This is a genomic window from Winogradskyella costae (assembly GCF_013403865.1).
Lineage (GTDB): Bacteria > Bacteroidota > Bacteroidia > Flavobacteriales > Flavobacteriaceae > Winogradskyella > Winogradskyella costae.
On the sequence record NZ_JABFDK010000001.1, the window covers coordinates 458,590 to 475,033 of the forward strand.

Sequence of the window (16,444 nt, forward strand, 5' to 3'; positions counted from 1 at the left end):
ATAATAAACACTACAACGTTTTCGACATTTTATAACTGTTTAGGCATCATAAATACTGAAATTTTACGTATTTTTGATAACATAAAATTTCAATTCAAAAAATTATGAGTCATAATATTAAACCTGGAGTTGCCACAGGAAAAGAAGTTCAGAATATTTTTAAACATGCTAAAGAAAAAGGCTATGCTTTACCAGCTGTAAATGTCATTGGCTCTAATACTATAAATGCTGTTTTAGAAACTGCAAAAGCGTTAAATGCACCAGTTATTATTCAATTCTCTAATGGTGGAGCACAATTTAATGCGGGTAAAAGCTTAAGTAATGAAGATCAAAAAGCAGCTATTGCAGGTTCTGTAGCAGGTGCTAAACACGTTCATCTTATGGCAGAAGCTTACGGTGTACCTGTAATTTTACATACAGACCATTGTGCTAAAAAATTATTACCTTGGATTGATGGTTTACTAGATGCAAGTGAGCAGCATTTTAAAGAAACTGGAAAATCGCTTTATAGTTCTCACATGATTGATTTATCAGAAGAACCAATTGAAGAAAACATAGAAATCTGTAAAACATATCTTGAGCGTATGAGCAAAATGGGTATGACTTTAGAGATTGAATTAGGTATTACTGGTGGTGAAGAAGATGGTGTAGATAATACAGATGTAGATGATTCTAAATTATACACACAACCAGAAGAAGTGGCATATGCTTACGAAGAGTTAAGTAAAATAAGTGATCAATTTACAATCGCAGCTGCCTTTGGAAATGTACACGGAGTTTACAAGCCTGGTAACGTAAAGTTAACTCCAAAAATTCTAAAGAACTCACAAGAATTCTTATCTAAAAAGCACAATTTACCTCACAATCATATTGATTTTGTATTTCATGGTGGATCGGGTTCTACAGTAGAAGAAATTAGAGAAGCAATTGGTTACGGCGTTATTAAAATGAATATTGATACCGATATGCAATACGCATTTTTAACAGGTGTTAGAGACTACGTACAAGATAAAAAGGACTATTTACAAACTCAAATAGGGAACCCAGAAGGAGGTGATGTACCTAACAAAAAGTACTACGATCCTCGTGTTTGGTTGCGTAAAGGTGAAGATGCATTTGTAGCAAGACTTAAAAAAGCATTCGAAGATTTAAACAATGTAGACACATTATAAGTATATTTTATTAAATATTTATTGACCCATTAGGACTCACAATCAGAGTTTTAATGGGTTTTTATTTACTTTACAAAACTCTAATTTTGAGATACTTTTCTCTATTTTTGAGTTATATTTAATAAAATAGTAATTTTGTACGCTTTCTAATAGCAAAACAGAACTAACTAAAAATACCGATTAAAGATTAAAATCATTAATCGTAAACTTGTCCTGAGACTCTCATTAACTAAAGCTTTTGCTAATTACAGTAAAAAAATTAAGTAGTGTATTGAAGGACTAAAATCGTAACCTAATATGGCTTGGTTTAAAAGAAAAGATAAAGGTATCCATACCTCAACAGAAGAAAAAAAAGACACACCTAAAGGACTTTGGTACAAATCTCCCACAGGTAAAATAATAGATACGAAGGAACTTGAACAAAATTTTTACGTGAGTCCAGAAGACGGATACCATGTAAGAATTGGAAGTAATGAGTATTTTCAAATTCTTTTTGATGATAATAAGTACACGGAATTAGATGCCAACTTAACATCTAAAGATCCTCTTAAATTTGAAGACACAAAAAAATACCCAGACCGTCTAAAAGCTGCTCAAGCAAAAACAAATCTTAAAGATGCCGTGCGTACAGCTGTTGGCAAATCTAATGGTGAAGATTTAGTTATTGCCTGTATGGATTTTGCCTTTATTGGTGGTTCTATGGGAAGTGTTGTAGGTGAAAAAATCGCTAGAGCAGCAGATTATGCTATAAAAAAGAAAACACCTCTGATGATTATTAGTAAATCTGGTGGTGCACGTATGATGGAGGCTGCCTTATCATTAATGCAACTCGCTAAGACCTCTGTGAAACTTGCTCAAATGGCAGATGCTGGCATTCCTTATATTTCTTTATGTACAGACCCCACAACAGGAGGTACAACAGCGTCTTTCGCTATGTTAGGAGATATTAACATTGCAGAACCAGGCGCTTTAATTGGTTTTGCAGGCCCTAGAATTGTAAGGGACACTACAGGTAAAGAATTACCAGAAGGATTTCAAACTTCAGAGTTTTTATTAGAACATGGATTCTTAGATTTTATTACACATCGTAGAGATCTTAAAAAGCGCGTCAATTTATATATTGATTTGATAAAGAATCAGCCGGTAAGAGCTTAAATAGAAAAGAAATAAAGAGGTGTAATAACCTCTTTATTTTTGCTTTAGTTTAAAATATTGAAACGACACATTACAAGAGCTAAGCAGTAGTTAAGCCACTTAAAAAGTAAACAGAAAAACAAGTGCCTTCATTAACTTTACTTTCTACTTCAATTTTACCTCCTATACTTTCAATATGATTTTTAGTTATGTATAAACCAATTCCTCTCGAGTCGGGATGTTTATGAAAAGTACCATTTAATGTAAAAAGCTTATTATAATTAGATTTTAAATCAATTCCTAAGCCATTATCTCTAATCTTAAGCACAACGAATTCATCTATTAGACTACTAGAGAGCTCTATAGTAGCTGATCTCTCCGCTGATTTATATTTAATCGAATTTGTAAGAAAATTGAGAATAATACTATCAATATAAGCTTCAATTCCCATAATTGAAAATCCTCTATCTACTTTATTTATAATTTTACATTTTTCCCTTTTCGCTATAGCACTAATATTATAAATAGAATTTTCGATGTACTTGTGCAAAGACAGCTTGTTTAAAATATTAAATTTTTTGGGCTTATCTAACCTCATTTCATTCAGATGATTTATGGTCTCATCAAGATTAGTCAAAGACCTCTTTAACATCTTATAATTTTCACTAGATTTTAAAGTGTCTTTAAATTCTTCTTCCAGAAATTCGGTAATCGAAAATAAATTACCAACGTGCGTTCTTATATCGTGAGTTGCAATATGCGCAAAATCTTTTAACTTTTCATTTTGGCCTTTAATAACATTCATTAAAAACTCTAGATGCCAAGTTGCCGATTTCTGAGTCGATATATCTGTTATTTGAGCAATAAAATAAATCGGAGCATTAGCTTCATCTCTAACTAATGAAACAGATAATAGTGCCCAAACCACACACCCATTTTTATGAAAATACCTTTTCTCTATTTGGTAGTTCTCAATTTCCCCATCAATTAATTGCTGCATATGTGCTAAGTCCGATTCCAAATCATCACGATGCGTAATATCTCTAAAATTCAGCTGATACAATTCGTCTTTCTCATAACCTAATAAGTCTACAATACTTTGATTAACTTTAATCCATACTCCGTCGGGACTCACAATGGAAATCCCTCCATTGGCATTATCAAAAATATTTTGAAATACTTGGTTTTTTAAGCGATCGAGATTTTTTGGCATGGAACAGCGTTGAGTATTGAATAACAAAAATAAATCACACCATAATTTAATTTTAACTCATTAGATTATTATGTTACCATAAATGCTGAAATTTAACAGCCATAAATGATCGGAATCTAAGGTTTCTTAAAATAAACTGTAAATTCTGTACCTAAATCTACTTCACTTCTCACTTCGATTTTCCCACCTAAAGACTCAATATGGTTTTTAGTAATAAACAGTCCAATACCAATCGCATCTGAATTACAATGAAAGGTATTATATAATTGAAAGAGTTTGTCTCCATATTTTTCTAAATCTATACCTAAACCGTTATCCCTAATCTTAAACAATACAAAATCATTTTGAAGTTCAGAACTCACCTCTATAATGGGCTTTCGTTTTTCCGATCTGTATTTAATGGCATTCGTTAAAAAATTAAGAATTATACTATCTAAATAAGCAGGGATACTTTTTACACAGGTGTCTTCATCGATAAGGTTATATATAACAGCTTCTGCATTTTGTGCTAATGCTATAATATTATAACTAGCTTTTTCTGTAAAATCATATAAATTTAAGGTTTCCATTTTAGATTCCTCAACCTCCTTAATTTTAGCAACCTCAGTTAAATGCGAAACGGTTTCTTGCAAATTATCAATAGCGTGCTTTAATAATTGAAAATTCTCATTTTCCTTTAGATTAGAAAAATCATCCTCCAAAAACTCTGTTAGGGACAATAAATTACCCGAATGTGATCTTAAATTATGAGTAACGATATTGGCAAATGAAGTTAACCTATCGTTTTGTTCTTTGGCAACACTTAGCATGGTTTTTAATTTGTCTTCACTTTTCTTACGATTAGTAATATCTGTGAACTGCCAGATCATATGTGGTCTTCCTTTTTTAAAATAGACCAAGGAGACAGAGATTAGCATCCAAATAATAGAGCCATCTTTACGAAAATAGCGTTGCTTTACACGGTATTTATCAATGCTACCGTTAATTAAGTATTCAAATTTTTCTTCGTGAACACCAAGATCTTCCGCATAGACAATATTATTAATGTCCATATTAAAAAGTTCCCATCGCGTATATCCAAAAATATCACATACGCTATCATTAACTTTTAACCAATTACCGTTAAAATTTACTATAGCAATACCATTGTAAGTATTGTTAAACGTGCGCTCTAAAACGTCGTAAGCGTTCGAGAAATTCCGTAAATCATTTGAAACTTTCATATATATCGTTTAATAAGGATTAATCTACTGAAAGCTATTTTGTTATTAGGGAAAATTCTTATTAGGACATAATTACATTCTTTAGGATATCAAAAAGTTACGAAAAAAATTCCAAATCACAAAAAAGTAGTATATTTGCCGCTCGAAAGAGAGGCTTTCGTGTACATAAAAATCATTTACAATAATATTAGCATGTATTTAGATCAAAAAGCAAAAGAAGAATTATTCACTAAACATGGTGGTAACGCAAAGAACACTGGTTCTGCAGAAGGACAGATTGCATTATTCACACATAGAATAGAGCACTTAACACAACACTTAAAGAAAAACCGTAAAGATTACAATACGGAACGTTCGTTAGTAATGTTAGTAGGTAAAAGAAGAAGCTTATTAGATTACTTAACTAAGAAGGATGTCTTAAGATATCGTGCGATAGTTAAAGAATTAGGATTAAGAAAATAATCTCAATATAAAGGCCACGCATTTAGCGTGGCTTTTTGTTTTTATATAACTCAAACGTAAGAGTAAAACAATCGTAAAAAAATAGCAGAAAAATCCTAAAACGATTTTAGGGTTCGCGGTTTTTCATTGGTCACCAACAACAACTACACAACAACACAGCGACCATTGTTTAATTAGAATTAAAAAATTTATGATTCCAAAAGTTTTTAGAGAGGTCATTGACCTTGGTGATGGTAGAGAAATTTCTATCGAAACCGGAAAATTAGCAAAACAGGCTCACGGTTCTGTTGTTGTGCAATCTGGAAAATGTATGTTATTATGTACAGTTGTTTCCAATTACGAACAGAAAGATGTGGACTTCCTTCCACTAACTGTGGATTACAGAGAAAAATTTGCTGCTGCAGGTCGTTATCCTGGTGGTTTCTTTAAGAGAGAAGCAAGACCAAGTGACGGAGAAGTATTAACAATGCGTTTAGTGGATAGAGTTTTACGTCCATTATTCCCAAAAGATTACCATTCTGAAACGCAGGTGATGATACAGCTAATGTCTCACGATCCTGAAGTTATGCCAGATGCTATGGCAGGATTAGCCGCTTCGGCAGCGATTCAATTATCAGATTTCCCTTTTGAATGCGCGATTTCTGAAGCAAGAGTTGGCCGTGTAAATGGTGAATTTATCATCAACCCTACATTTGCTCAATTAGCAGAATCTGACATCGATATGATGATTGGTGCTTCTGCCGATTCTGTAATGATGGTAGAAGGTGAAATGCATGAAATTTCTGAAGAAGAAATGGCAGAAGCAATTAAATTTGCTCACGAGCATATTAAAATACAATGTGCTGCACAAGTTAAATTAGCAGAAGCATTTGGTAAAAAAGCAACTCGTGAATACCAACCAGAAAGAGAAGATAAAGATTTAGAGAAGAAAGTACATGACATGGCTTACGATAAGGTTTATGCTATTGCAAAAGCCGGATCTGCTAAGCATGAAAGAAGTGCTGCTTTTCAACAAATAAAAGAAGATATTAAAGCTACTTTTTCTGAAGAAGAATTAGCAGATTACGGAGGTTTAGTTTCTGACTATTACCGTAAAGCTGAAAAATCTGCAATTAGAGACTTAACTTTAGATGAAGGTTTACGCTTAGATGGTCGTAAGACTGACGAGATTAGACCAATTTGGTGTGAGGTAGATTATTTACCATCAACACATGGGTCTTCAATCTTTACGCGTGGAGAAACGCAAGCGTTAGCTACCGTAACTTTAGGTACATCTAGAGATGCTAATCAAATAGATATGCCATCTCAAGAAGGTGAAGAGCGTTTCTATTTACATTATAACTTCCCTCCATTTTGTACAGGTGAAGCAAGACCAATCCGTGGAACATCTCGTAGAGAAGTTGGTCATGGTAACTTAGCACAACGTGCTTTAAAAAACATGATTCCTGCAGATTGTCCTTATACAGTAAGAGTTGTTTCTGAAGTTTTAGAATCTAATGGTTCTTCTTCTATGGCAACGGTTTGTTCTGGTACTATGGCTCTTATGGATGCTGGTGTGCAAATGATTAAACCTGTTTCTGGTATTGCAATGGGATTAATTTCTGATGCTACTTCTGGAAAATACGCTGTATTATCTGATATCTTAGGTGATGAAGATCATTTAGGAGATATGGATTTTAAAGTTACTGGTACTGCAGATGGCATCACAGCTTGCCAGATGGACATTAAAGTAAAAGGATTGTCTTACGAAATTTTAGTAAATGCTTTACAACAAGCGCGTGCTGGTCGTTTACATATCTTAGATAAATTAGTTGAAACTATTGCTACACCAAATGTAGATGTTAAAGACCACGCACCTACAATGGTAACAAGACGTGTTCCTAATGAATTCATTGGAGCTTTAATTGGACCAGGAGGAAAAGTAATTCAAGAAATGCAAAAAGAAACTGAGACTACTATCGTTATTAACGAAGATCCAGTGACTGAAGAAGGTATTGTTGAGATTATGGGTGTTGGTAAAACAGGCATTAACGCTGTTATGGCAAAAATTGATGCTATTTTATTTAAGCCAACTGTTGGTAGCGTATACGAAGTAAAAGTAATCAAAATGTTAGATTTTGGTGCTGTTGTTGAGTATATGGATGCACCAGGAAACGAAGTATTATTGCATGTATCTGAGTTAGCTTGGGAACGTACAGAAAATGTTTCTGATGTTGTAAACATGGGTGACGTTTTTGATGTGAAGTATTTCGGACAAGATCCAAGAACACGTAAAGAGAAAGTATCTCGCAAAGCTATCTTACCTAAACCAGAAGGTTATGTAGCAAGACCACCAAGAGATGATAAACGTTCTGGTGGACGTGATAATAATAGAGGAAGAGATAATCGTGGACGTGATAACAGACGTGATGATCGTAAGCCAAGAGAAGACAAGAAGGAAGATTAATTCTGAATTCTAAATTTTAATATAATAAAAAGCCTATCAAAATTTGATAGGCTTTTTATTATATTTATAACGACATCAATTTAATAATAATTCACACATATTCCCTGTAAATCTTAAAACAAAAAGGACTTATTAAAAAATCCATAAGTAAATTTCATCTGAAACACTGAGATAACAGATAACAAGTGTGATTATCTTTAACAAATTAAATATATTAATAAATCAAATTAACTCTATATTTATATCGAGAAAGACTTAATGTGCTATTTCATATTTTCAATAGGTAGGTAAACTATCCATATAACCCAAAGATTAAGATAAAACCTCAATTTATAGACGTATTTTTTTTTAGAATAGGACAATTAAATGATTTCAAGAAACACATCTATAGATATACTCAAAATATTTTTAACAATCTTTATCGTGTTAATTCATTGTCAGTTTTATAATGAATATAATGAAACAATTTATTATTTAACTGCTCAAGGAATATTTAGGATGGCAGTTCCTATATTCTTTTTAATAAATGGATATTTTTTTAGTTATATAATCGTAAATAAAAAAATAAAAAAATGGACATTAAAAGGAATAATACTGTATTCTGTTTGGATGATTATTTATTCACCCTTTTGGTTTAGTTTAAACATTAAATTGAATATTATTTTCATTTTATTTGGATATTATCATCTATGGTATATCAATGCAATGATAATTAGTGGAATATTACTATATATACTAAAAAGAGTAAAACCTAAAAATTTACTCATCTTAGCCTTTCTTTTATTCTTAGTTGGAGTTATTATTCAATATTTAGCAAATTATCACATACTCAAACTTAACATAATATATAGCTATAGAAATTTCCTATTCCTAGGTTTACCTTTTTTTATTATTGGATATTTAATTAAAGTACAAGGTTGGAAAAAAAGAATAACTTGTAAACAAGTTGTTTTTTTAATTTCTATTGGTAGTATAATTTTAATTGCCGAAAGTTATTTAAACTTCGTTCATACAAGGACAGGAATAGATAATTTATTTTCTTTAATTATTATAAGCCCGTTAATTTATATTTATGTCTTGAAACTAAACATTAAATATAAGGTTAATTCGAAAAATTTATCGCTAATATGCACATCTGTTTATTTAGTTCACCCTTTGATAATGAAAGTTTTGACTAAATTTCATCAATTCGATTCAACTTTATCAGCATTGCTAACGCTAACTATTTCAGTTACGATTTCTTTTATTATCTTAAAAATAAATAAGAAAATAAACATACTACTTTAATAAGCGCTAAAACAATCGTGTACAAAAAATCAAAATATACACTTAAAGTTACACAATGTTAAATAAAACTCAAAAAAAATCTAAATTGTAATATAGCACGTACATCTGTTTTAATCAATCACAAAAAAAAGGATATATGGCTTCAAAAAACTCACCCTCAAATACTATATTTTCAAACACTAAGAGCAAATCTAAAAAACTATCTAACCAATTCAATTTATTTTTTACCAGTAAATCAAAAACAGAAAACCCTAATAATAAAATTGTGCTTTTTAGTACGTTTTTACTTATGTTATTAGGTGTTTATTTCCTCTCTGTCTTTTATGGTGATTTTGAACAATTAAACGCTAGCAAAATGAGTTCAACGATAGGATTAACCTTTATCGCTATAGCAACTACTCTTATGGCCTTCAAAGTCTCATTCTTTCTTTATAAAGCTTACAATTATTTTAAATATAAACCCATCGCATCTGTATCCGACAAAGAATTACCAACCGTTACAGTTATCGTTCCTGCTTATAACGAAGGGAAGCAAGTTTGGGACACCTTAATGAGTTTGGACAACAGTAACTATCCTAAGCATAAAATTCAAATTATATCTATTGATGATGGAAGTAAAGATGATACTTGGGATTGGATGCTTGATGCGAAATCAAAATTAGGAGATCGTTTAGAGATTTATCAACAACCTAATAATCAAGGAAAGCGTCATGCACTCTATCGTGGATTTAATTTAGGTACAGGTGAAATATACGTTACAGTAGATAGTGATTCAATCGTTACCGAAGATACCCTTAGAAATTTAGTGAGTCCTTTTGTCAAAGATGAAAACTGTGGTGCCGTTGCAGGAAACATTAGAGTTTTAAATAACAAAAAGGAGATGCTGCCTAAAATGTTAGATGTGAGCTTTGTGTTGAGTTTTGAATTTGTACGTTCTGCAGAAAGTAATTTAAATTCTGTTTTATGTACACCGGGAGCATTGGCAGCCTATAAAAGTACAGCAGTTCATGAGTGTTTACCACAATGGATAAATCAAACTTTCATGGGACAACCTTCAGATATTGGTGAAGATAGAGCCATGACTAATATGATCTTAAAACAAGGTAAGCACGTATTATTTCAAAAGAATGCTGTCGCTTTTACTAATGTTCCAGAACAATACATGGGACTGTACAAAATGTTTATCCGTTGGGGTCGAAGTAACGTCAGAGAGAATTTGGAAATGGCAAAATACGTTTTTACAAATTTTAGAGCTAAAGGTAAATCAGGAACTAGAATCTTATTTATAAGTCAGTTTCTAAAGATATTAATGAGTTATCCATTATTAATTTCTATGCTGTTCTTTGTGATAGTGCACCCTTTACTATTTATTGGCTCTACCCTGGTTAGTATCCTGGTGATTTCAACATTTTCAGTATTGTTTTTTGCTAGTCAGTACAAAACTACAGAAGGTTTCTGGGCATATTCTTACAGCATTCTATTTACATTTGGACTGTTTTGGATTACACCTTATGCCATTGCAACAGCTAATAGAAGAGGTTGGTTAACACGTGGATTAGAAGAAAAAAAGTAAATATCACCTATTTTTAGTATAACAATTAAAAGCCTACAAAATTTTAAATCTTGTAGGCTTTTTCTGTTTTAACCTCCATTTTGTCACCGACAGCCTGTCAGAATTACAAGTTTCCTAATTTTGAGAAATTTCAATTTCGGAAACAATTGCCTCAAAAATTTTCAATATCACAACATATTACACAAAACGCTTAGAATATCTAAAATCTTTAAATGATAATTCCATTTTGGCACTATCGCACAGTAATTGCGGCTATTAACACGACTGACAGTTAGGTTAGTTAAAATAAAAACAGATTATGAGAGTATTAGTAATTGGAGCGGGAAACATGGGTTTAACATATGCAGAAGGTATGGCTGAATCACCACTCCTCAGTAAGCATAACTTGAGAATTTATGATACAGATCCTAAAAAAATAGAAAGTTTAAGTAAAGATTCAAGATTTAATGTTTTTGATAATTTAGACGATTGTCTACCAAAAGCCGATATCGTATTTATAGCTGTAAAACCTTACCACAGCGACGGTTTATTTGAAGCTATGAAATTAATGATTAATGATAATCAAATTTTTGTATCACTAATGGCAGGTGTTACCATAGACACCATTCAACAAAAATTGAATGCAAAGAAAGTGATTAGAACAATGCCAAATTTACCAGCACAAGTAGGTAAAGGAGTTACATCTTATACCGAATCTAGCGACGTTTCTAAAGTAGAAATGCTAATGGTAAGAAATCTATTGGATACCACAGGAACATCCATACATGTAAACACAGAAAAATTCATCGATGCGTCAACAGGAATTTCCGGAAGTGGCCCAGCTTATGTCTTTTATTTTATGCAATCGATGTTAGAAGCTGCACAAAAAATGGGATTCTCAGATTACGATTCTAAGATTTTAGTAAGTAGCACATTTGAAGGCGCCATAGAACTCTTCAATCAAAATAGTATATCTCCTAAATCTTGGATAGAAAAAGTGGCTTCAAAAGGTGGTACAACCCAAGCTGCAATTGATTCTATGGATGATAATAATGTAAAACAACTTATTCAAGATGCGGCTTATGCGGCTTTTGATAGGGCTGTTGAATTAGGTAAAGAGAAATAAAATTTATGGATAAAGAGATAAAACGTGTGGTCGTAAAAGTTGGCACCAACGTATTAACAAATAAAGATAATAGAATTTTAGGTCCTGTTCTTAGAGAGTTGGTAAGGCAAATTGCCGTCCTATATGAAGAAAATATTATGGTTATCTTGGTTTCATCTGGCTCTGCAATGGCAGGCATGGAAATTTTAGGTGAAACTAATATAAAAGACAAATCTATAAGACGACAGGTCTATTCTGCAGTAGGTCAGCCACGAATGATGAGACACTACTATAGTCTTTTTCACGACTATGGTATGCGATGCGCCCAAGTATTAGCAACAAAACGCGATTTTGATATCGGGAAGCACCGTGAAAACATGATTAATTGTTATGAAGGTTTACTTGCTGAAGGTGTCATTCCGATTGCTAATGAAGATGATGCTGTATCGCTTACAATGTCAATGTTTTCCGACAATGATGAATTGGCAAGTCTGGTAGCAGAACTTATTGATGCCGATCGATTAATTATTCTATCGGATACAGACGGCCTTTATGATGGACACCCAGATGATGATGACTCAAGGATTCTGAATACGGTAATTACTAATCAGAATGTTGAAAAATATGTTCAAGATTCCGATAAAAAAGAAGGTGAAGGTCGTGGAGGAATGGCTTCCAAATTGAAGATTGCTAAAGGCACTGCCAATAAAAATATTCCTACGTATATCGCTAATGGTAAGAAAGCAAATGTAATTGTAGATATCATTAATAATAAAGAAGTGGGAACTAAATTTATTTGTGCCTAAATATTTATAACATAAACAGACAGGCTTTAAACATTATCATCCAAATAGATGATTCGAAGTGAATGGCATGTAATAGTTTATAAAATTAAAACACATGAAACTTTTAAATACAGAAATAAAGAATAACGTCTTAAAATCAATGCTTCAAATTTTAGAGCGCGAACGCAACGCTATTATAGAAGCAAATAAAAAAGATTTGGATGCTTTTAAAAAAGAAGATCAAGCGCTATATGACCGTTTAATTGTTAATGATAAAAAGGTTGATGAAATGATAGCCGCCGTAAAAGCGGTGATGCTCCAAGAAGACCCTGTTGGAAAAGAAATAACTAACAGAACTCTAAAAAACAATTTAAACATCGTTAATACCACAGCCCCCTTCGGTACCATTTTAATAATATATGAATCTAGACCAGATGTTACTATTGAGGCGGCCGTTTTAGCATTTAAAGCAAACAACAAAATTTTACTAAAAGGGGGAAAAGAAGCCTTAAATAGTAATCTTATTTTAGAGAAATGCTGGCACGAAGCTCTAGAAGACAACGGACTTTCTAAAGATTGGATTAAACTTTTACATTTAAAACGTGAGGAAACACAAGCCTTCCTTAAAAATCCTACAGAACCATTAGATTTAATTGTTCCTCGTGGTGGTGAGCGGTTAATTAACTTTGTAAAAACGCATGCAACCTGTGCGGTCTTAGTTAGTGGACGCGGCAATAACTTTTTATATGTATCTGAACATGCTGATTGGAGTAAAGCCGTCAACGTTATTATTAATGCGAAAACAGATAAAATTTCAGGATGTAATGCATTAGACAAAGTTCTAATTAATAAGAACCTACCTCAATACGAAATTAAACTTAAAATGCTTCAAGAAAAACTAGAACAGTATAAAGTTGAAATCATAGTAGATAACAAAGTGTCTCAAATTTTACCTGAAAAAGAAATCGTTTCAAATTCTGATATTTGGCATGAAGAGTTTTTAGCTTTAAAACTTCTTATAGGTGAAGTTGCATCAATAGATGAGGCTATCGAGGTCATTAACACCTATTCAGGGAAGCATTCCGCTTCAATTATAACAGAAGATAAAACCGAAGCCATGCAGTTTATGCATAATGTAGATAGTGCAGCTGTATATCATAATGCCTCAACTAGATTTACGGATGGAGGCCAAATGGGAGTTGGCGCAGAATTAGCAATTAGTACGGATAAATTACACCACCGTGGTCCGCTTGGTCTAAACCAATTAGTGACTAATAAGTATTACGTTTATGGAGACGGACAAGTCAGAATTTAGAGTCGAAAAACGAATAAAGCAATCTCAATCCTAAGTTTTTAGTCTGACAATTAGGATTTTACACTAAAAAATCTTATTTTACTGGCTATGGTTACACAAGATAAAATTAAATACGCAGAAGAGTTGAGTACCTCAATATCATATCTCGAAAATTTAGGCTATTCTAACATAAAGGCTGATTTTGAAGGTTACGAATCCCCTAAATCCTATCATAAAAAAGGGAGTGACATTGATGTTACTCCAGATATTGTGGCAGAAAAAGAAGGACGAAAGCATATCTTTGATTTGAGTTTGAAGTCTGAAAAACCGAGGTTATTAAAGTCGAAATGGTTATTTCTTAATACGTTGAGTCAAATTAAATCGTACCGTTTTAGACTCATCACAATGAAAGGTCATTATAAATTCACTACTGAAACTATTGATGCGATTAATCTTGATACCGTAAAACTGCTTAAAATTTAAAAGTTTTTTTTAATATTGTGTAACATTTTGTTGCTTCCGTACGTATAATAAAAGCAGCACGTTGTTGTGTTTAAATTGCACAAATCTTAAAATTAAATGAGACAACTAAAAATTACCAAGCAGGTTACCAATAGGGAAACCGCATCCTTAGACAAATATTTACAAGAAATTGGTAAGGTAGATCTTATTACAGCAGACGAAGAGGTAGAATTAGCTCAACGTATTAAAGCTGGAGATCAACTCGCTTTAGAAAAATTAACTAAAGCTAACTTACGTTTTGTGGTTTCTGTTGCAAAGCAATATCAAAATCAAGGTTTAACATTACCCGATTTAATTAATGAAGGTAACTTAGGTTTAATTAAAGCTGCACAACGTTTTGATGAAACACGTGGTTTTAAATTCATCTCTTATGCTGTATGGTGGATTAGACAATCTATATTACAAGCCTTAGCAGAACAATCGCGTATTGTACGCTTACCGTTAAACAAGATTGGTTCCATAAATAAAATTAATAAAACGTTTGCCTTTTTAGAGCAAAGCCATGAGCGACCACCTTCTGCAGAAGAAATCGCGAAAGAATTAGATATGACGATCAACGACGTTAAAGAGTCTATGAAAAATTCTGGTCGTCACGTCAGTATGGATGCTCCTCTAGTTGAAGGTGAAGATTCTAACTTATACGATGTACTACGAAGTGGTGAATCACCAAATCCAGATAGAGATTTATTACATGAATCTTTAAGAACGGAAATTGAACGTGCTTTAGAGACTTTAACACCTCGTGAAGCAGATGTTGTGCGTTTGTATTTTGGATTAGGGAATCAACACCCAATGACATTAGAAGAGATTGGTGAGACTTTCGAATTAACTCGGGAGCGTGTAAGACAAATTAAAGAAAAAGCGATCAGACGTTTAAAGCATACGTCTAGAAGTAAAATATTAAAAACATATTTAGGTTAGGATTCCGTATTTTTAACGACCAACCTATAAAGGTAACAACAGTTACAAACATAACTGTTCGTTTTTTGATTGATGAAAGAACCCACGGCTGATTACCGTGGGTTCACTTTTTTATTTTGTTTCGGTCTGTATTTAAATTAGAACAAATTAATCCTCACATTTTTAATACCTTTGCAGAAACCTTATAGAATTTCATTTAATGACTTCAAAATTAATTGCACCCTCAATGTTAGCTGCCGATTTTGGCAACTTGCAACGTGATACTGAAATGGTTAATAATAGCGATGCCGATTGGTTTCATATCGATGTTATGGACGGACATTTTGTACCCAATATATCTTATGGTATGCCAATAATCGCTGCTATAAAGAAACATGCCACCAAGCCATTAGATGTCCATCTAATGATTGAGAAGCCAGAACGTTATATTGAAGAATTTGCAAAAGTTGGAGCCGATATTATTACTGTCCATTACGAATCTACAGTTCATCTACATAGAACACTAAGGCAAATTAAAGATGCTGGTTGTAAAGCCGGAATTGTTCTTAATATTACCACACCACTTAATGTTTTAGAGGACATCTTACCAGAATGTTATATGGTTTTACTGATGTCTATAAACCCTGGTTTTGGTGGTCAAAAATTTGAAGATATCACCTATAAGCGTGTCAAAAATCTTCGCAAAATGATAGATGATCAAGGCCTAAATACCCGTATTGAAATAGATGGAGGTGTTACGGATCAAAACATAAAAAAATTAGTTGAAGCTGGTGCCGATACTTTTGTAGCCGGTAGCCATGTTTTTAAGAGTTCAAATCAGATAGAAACGATTAAAACACTTAAAGATTTAGCTAATTCATAATAAAAAAAGGTGCTAAATTAAAGCACCTTTTTTTTTATAGTTGTTTCAACAAATAGTTAATTAAATCTGTGGTCGTTACAATTCCGACTAATCGTCCATCATCGACTATGGGTAATGCATGAAATTCTTTTTGGGCTAAAATCAAGGCGACGTGTTTTATACTCGTATCCGACGGCACTGTAATGACGTTTTTAGCCATTACTTGCTCGATTGTAAACATATTGTAAACTAATGATTCAATCTCCATTTCGGTTTCATCTACAGCGTCGGCAAAGCTAATTCGCAATAAATCAGTATAACTCAACATACCTATAATAGCCTCGTTCTCAACGACAGGGATATGACGGATTTTATGTTTTTTAAATAATAATTCGGCGGTCTCTAGTTCATCATCCTTTTGAAGAGTGATTATTTTTGAAGACATAATTGTAGAAATTGGTTGAATACTTTTCATGACTTAAGCTTT

15 protein-coding genes are annotated in these 16,444 nt (G+C 32.6%); 12 read left to right on the top strand and 3 right to left on the bottom strand.

Annotation, left to right across the window (positions count from 1 at the left end):
• The first annotated feature begins 104 nt into the window (after nt 1-104).
• Together fbaA and accD are read left to right on the top strand one after the other, a co-directional pair.
• Nucleotides 105-1,172 carry a class II fructose-bisphosphate aldolase gene (gene fbaA, locus HM986_RS02030; RefSeq protein WP_179333416.1) on the top strand — a complete coding sequence of 356 codons (1,068 nt, stop codon included), beginning with the start codon at nt 105-107 and terminating at the stop codon, nt 1,170-1,172.
• A gap of 297 nt (nt 1,173-1,469) precedes the next feature.
• A complete protein-coding gene (gene accD / locus HM986_RS02035; RefSeq protein ID WP_179333417.1) occupies nt 1,470-2,327 on the top strand; it encodes an acetyl-CoA carboxylase, carboxyltransferase subunit beta in 858 nt (285 codons plus the stop codon).
• Nucleotides 2,328-2,406: 79 nt separating this feature from the next.
• On the opposite strand, the gene HM986_RS02040 is transcribed toward accD, so the two are convergent.
• Nucleotides 2,407-3,519 (bottom strand): sensor histidine kinase, encoded by a 1,113-nt coding sequence (locus HM986_RS02040; RefSeq protein ID WP_179333418.1) that lies wholly within the window; start codon nt 3,517-3,519, stop codon nt 2,407-2,409.
• A gap of 116 nt (nt 3,520-3,635) precedes the next feature.
• Nucleotides 3,636-4,742 (bottom strand): sensor histidine kinase, encoded by a 1,107-nt coding sequence (locus HM986_RS02045; protein WP_179333419.1) that lies wholly within the window; start codon nt 4,740-4,742, stop codon nt 3,636-3,638.
• 192 nt (nt 4,743-4,934) lie between these two features.
• On the opposite strand from HM986_RS02045, the gene rpsO reads away from it, so the two are divergent.
• The 10 genes from rpsO to rpe all read left to right on the top strand — a co-directional run bounded on the left by rpsO (nt 4,935) and on the right by rpe (nt 15,978).
• Complete coding sequence (gene rpsO / locus HM986_RS02050) at nt 4,935-5,204, top strand: 30S ribosomal protein S15 (RefSeq protein ID WP_020895709.1); 270 nt, start codon at nt 4,935-4,937, stop codon at nt 5,202-5,204.
• 190 nt (nt 5,205-5,394) lie between these two features.
• Entirely contained in the window at nt 5,395-7,650 is a 2,256-nt protein-coding gene (locus tag HM986_RS02055; protein ID WP_179333420.1) for a polyribonucleotide nucleotidyltransferase, read from the top strand.
• A gap of 366 nt (nt 7,651-8,016) precedes the next feature.
• Nucleotides 8,017-8,937, top strand: a complete 921-nt coding sequence (locus HM986_RS17850) for an acyltransferase family protein (protein WP_179333421.1) — start codon at nt 8,017-8,019, stop codon at nt 8,935-8,937.
• Nucleotides 8,938-9,073: 136 nt separating this feature from the next.
• A complete protein-coding gene (locus tag HM986_RS02065; protein ID WP_179333422.1) occupies nt 9,074-10,510 on the top strand; it encodes a glycosyltransferase in 1,437 nt (478 codons plus the stop codon).
• 298 nt (nt 10,511-10,808) lie between these two features.
• Nucleotides 10,809-11,615 carry a pyrroline-5-carboxylate reductase gene (gene proC / locus HM986_RS02070; RefSeq protein WP_179333423.1) on the top strand — a complete coding sequence of 269 codons (807 nt, stop codon included), beginning with the start codon at nt 10,809-10,811 and terminating at the stop codon, nt 11,613-11,615.
• Between the two features lie 5 nt (nt 11,616-11,620).
• A complete protein-coding gene (proB, locus tag HM986_RS02075; RefSeq protein WP_179333424.1) occupies nt 11,621-12,400 on the top strand; it encodes a glutamate 5-kinase in 780 nt (259 codons plus the stop codon).
• Between the two features lie 94 nt (nt 12,401-12,494).
• Nucleotides 12,495-13,694 (top strand): glutamate-5-semialdehyde dehydrogenase, encoded by a 1,200-nt coding sequence (locus HM986_RS02080; protein ID WP_179333425.1) that lies wholly within the window; start codon nt 12,495-12,497, stop codon nt 13,692-13,694.
• A gap of 87 nt (nt 13,695-13,781) precedes the next feature.
• Nucleotides 13,782-14,156: a hypothetical protein gene (locus HM986_RS02085; RefSeq protein ID WP_179333426.1), complete on the top strand. Its 375-nt coding sequence runs from the start codon at nt 13,782-13,784 to the stop codon at nt 14,154-14,156.
• Between the two features lie 96 nt (nt 14,157-14,252).
• A complete protein-coding gene (locus HM986_RS02090; RefSeq protein ID WP_020895716.1) occupies nt 14,253-15,116 on the top strand; it encodes a sigma-70 family RNA polymerase sigma factor in 864 nt (287 codons plus the stop codon).
• Nucleotides 15,117-15,315: 199 nt separating this feature from the next.
• Nucleotides 15,316-15,978 (top strand): ribulose-phosphate 3-epimerase, encoded by a 663-nt coding sequence (gene rpe / locus HM986_RS02095; protein WP_179333427.1) that lies wholly within the window; start codon nt 15,316-15,318, stop codon nt 15,976-15,978.
• A 34-nt stretch (nt 15,979-16,012) separates the two neighbouring features.
• On the opposite strand, the gene HM986_RS02100 is transcribed toward rpe, so the two are convergent.
• Complete coding sequence (locus tag HM986_RS02100; RefSeq protein WP_179333428.1) at nt 16,013-16,432, bottom strand: CBS domain-containing protein; 420 nt, start codon at nt 16,430-16,432, stop codon at nt 16,013-16,015.
• Nucleotides 16,433-16,444: the final 12 nt, after the last annotated feature.

Coding starts and splice junctions, on each gene's coding strand:
- proB (WP_179333424.1), top strand. CDS start 11,621: ATGGATAAAGAGATAAAACGTGTGGTCGTAAAAGTTGGCACCAACGTA.
- HM986_RS02080 (WP_179333425.1), top strand. CDS start 12,495: ATGAAACTTTTAAATACAGAAATAAAGAATAACGTCTTAAAATCAATG.
- HM986_RS17850 (WP_179333421.1), top strand. CDS start 8,017: ATGATTTCAAGAAACACATCTATAGATATACTCAAAATATTTTTAACA.
- HM986_RS02045 (WP_179333419.1), bottom strand. CDS start 4,742: ATGAAAGTTTCAAATGATTTACGGAATTTCTCGAACGCTTACGACGTT.
- accD (WP_179333417.1), top strand. CDS start 1,470: ATGGCTTGGTTTAAAAGAAAAGATAAAGGTATCCATACCTCAACAGAA.
- fbaA (WP_179333416.1), top strand. CDS start 105: ATGAGTCATAATATTAAACCTGGAGTTGCCACAGGAAAAGAAGTTCAG.
- HM986_RS02085 (WP_179333426.1), top strand. CDS start 13,782: ATGGTTACACAAGATAAAATTAAATACGCAGAAGAGTTGAGTACCTCA.
- HM986_RS02040 (WP_179333418.1), bottom strand. CDS start 3,519: ATGCCAAAAAATCTCGATCGCTTAAAAAACCAAGTATTTCAAAATATT.
- HM986_RS02055 (WP_179333420.1), top strand. CDS start 5,395: ATGATTCCAAAAGTTTTTAGAGAGGTCATTGACCTTGGTGATGGTAGA.
- HM986_RS02090 (WP_020895716.1), top strand. CDS start 14,253: ATGAGACAACTAAAAATTACCAAGCAGGTTACCAATAGGGAAACCGCA.
- proC (WP_179333423.1), top strand. CDS start 10,809: ATGAGAGTATTAGTAATTGGAGCGGGAAACATGGGTTTAACATATGCA.
- HM986_RS02065 (WP_179333422.1), top strand. CDS start 9,074: ATGGCTTCAAAAAACTCACCCTCAAATACTATATTTTCAAACACTAAG.
- rpe (WP_179333427.1), top strand. CDS start 15,316: ATGACTTCAAAATTAATTGCACCCTCAATGTTAGCTGCCGATTTTGGC.
- HM986_RS02100 (WP_179333428.1), bottom strand. CDS start 16,432: ATGAAAAGTATTCAACCAATTTCTACAATTATGTCTTCAAAAATAATC.
- rpsO (WP_020895709.1), top strand. CDS start 4,935: ATGTATTTAGATCAAAAAGCAAAAGAAGAATTATTCACTAAACATGGT.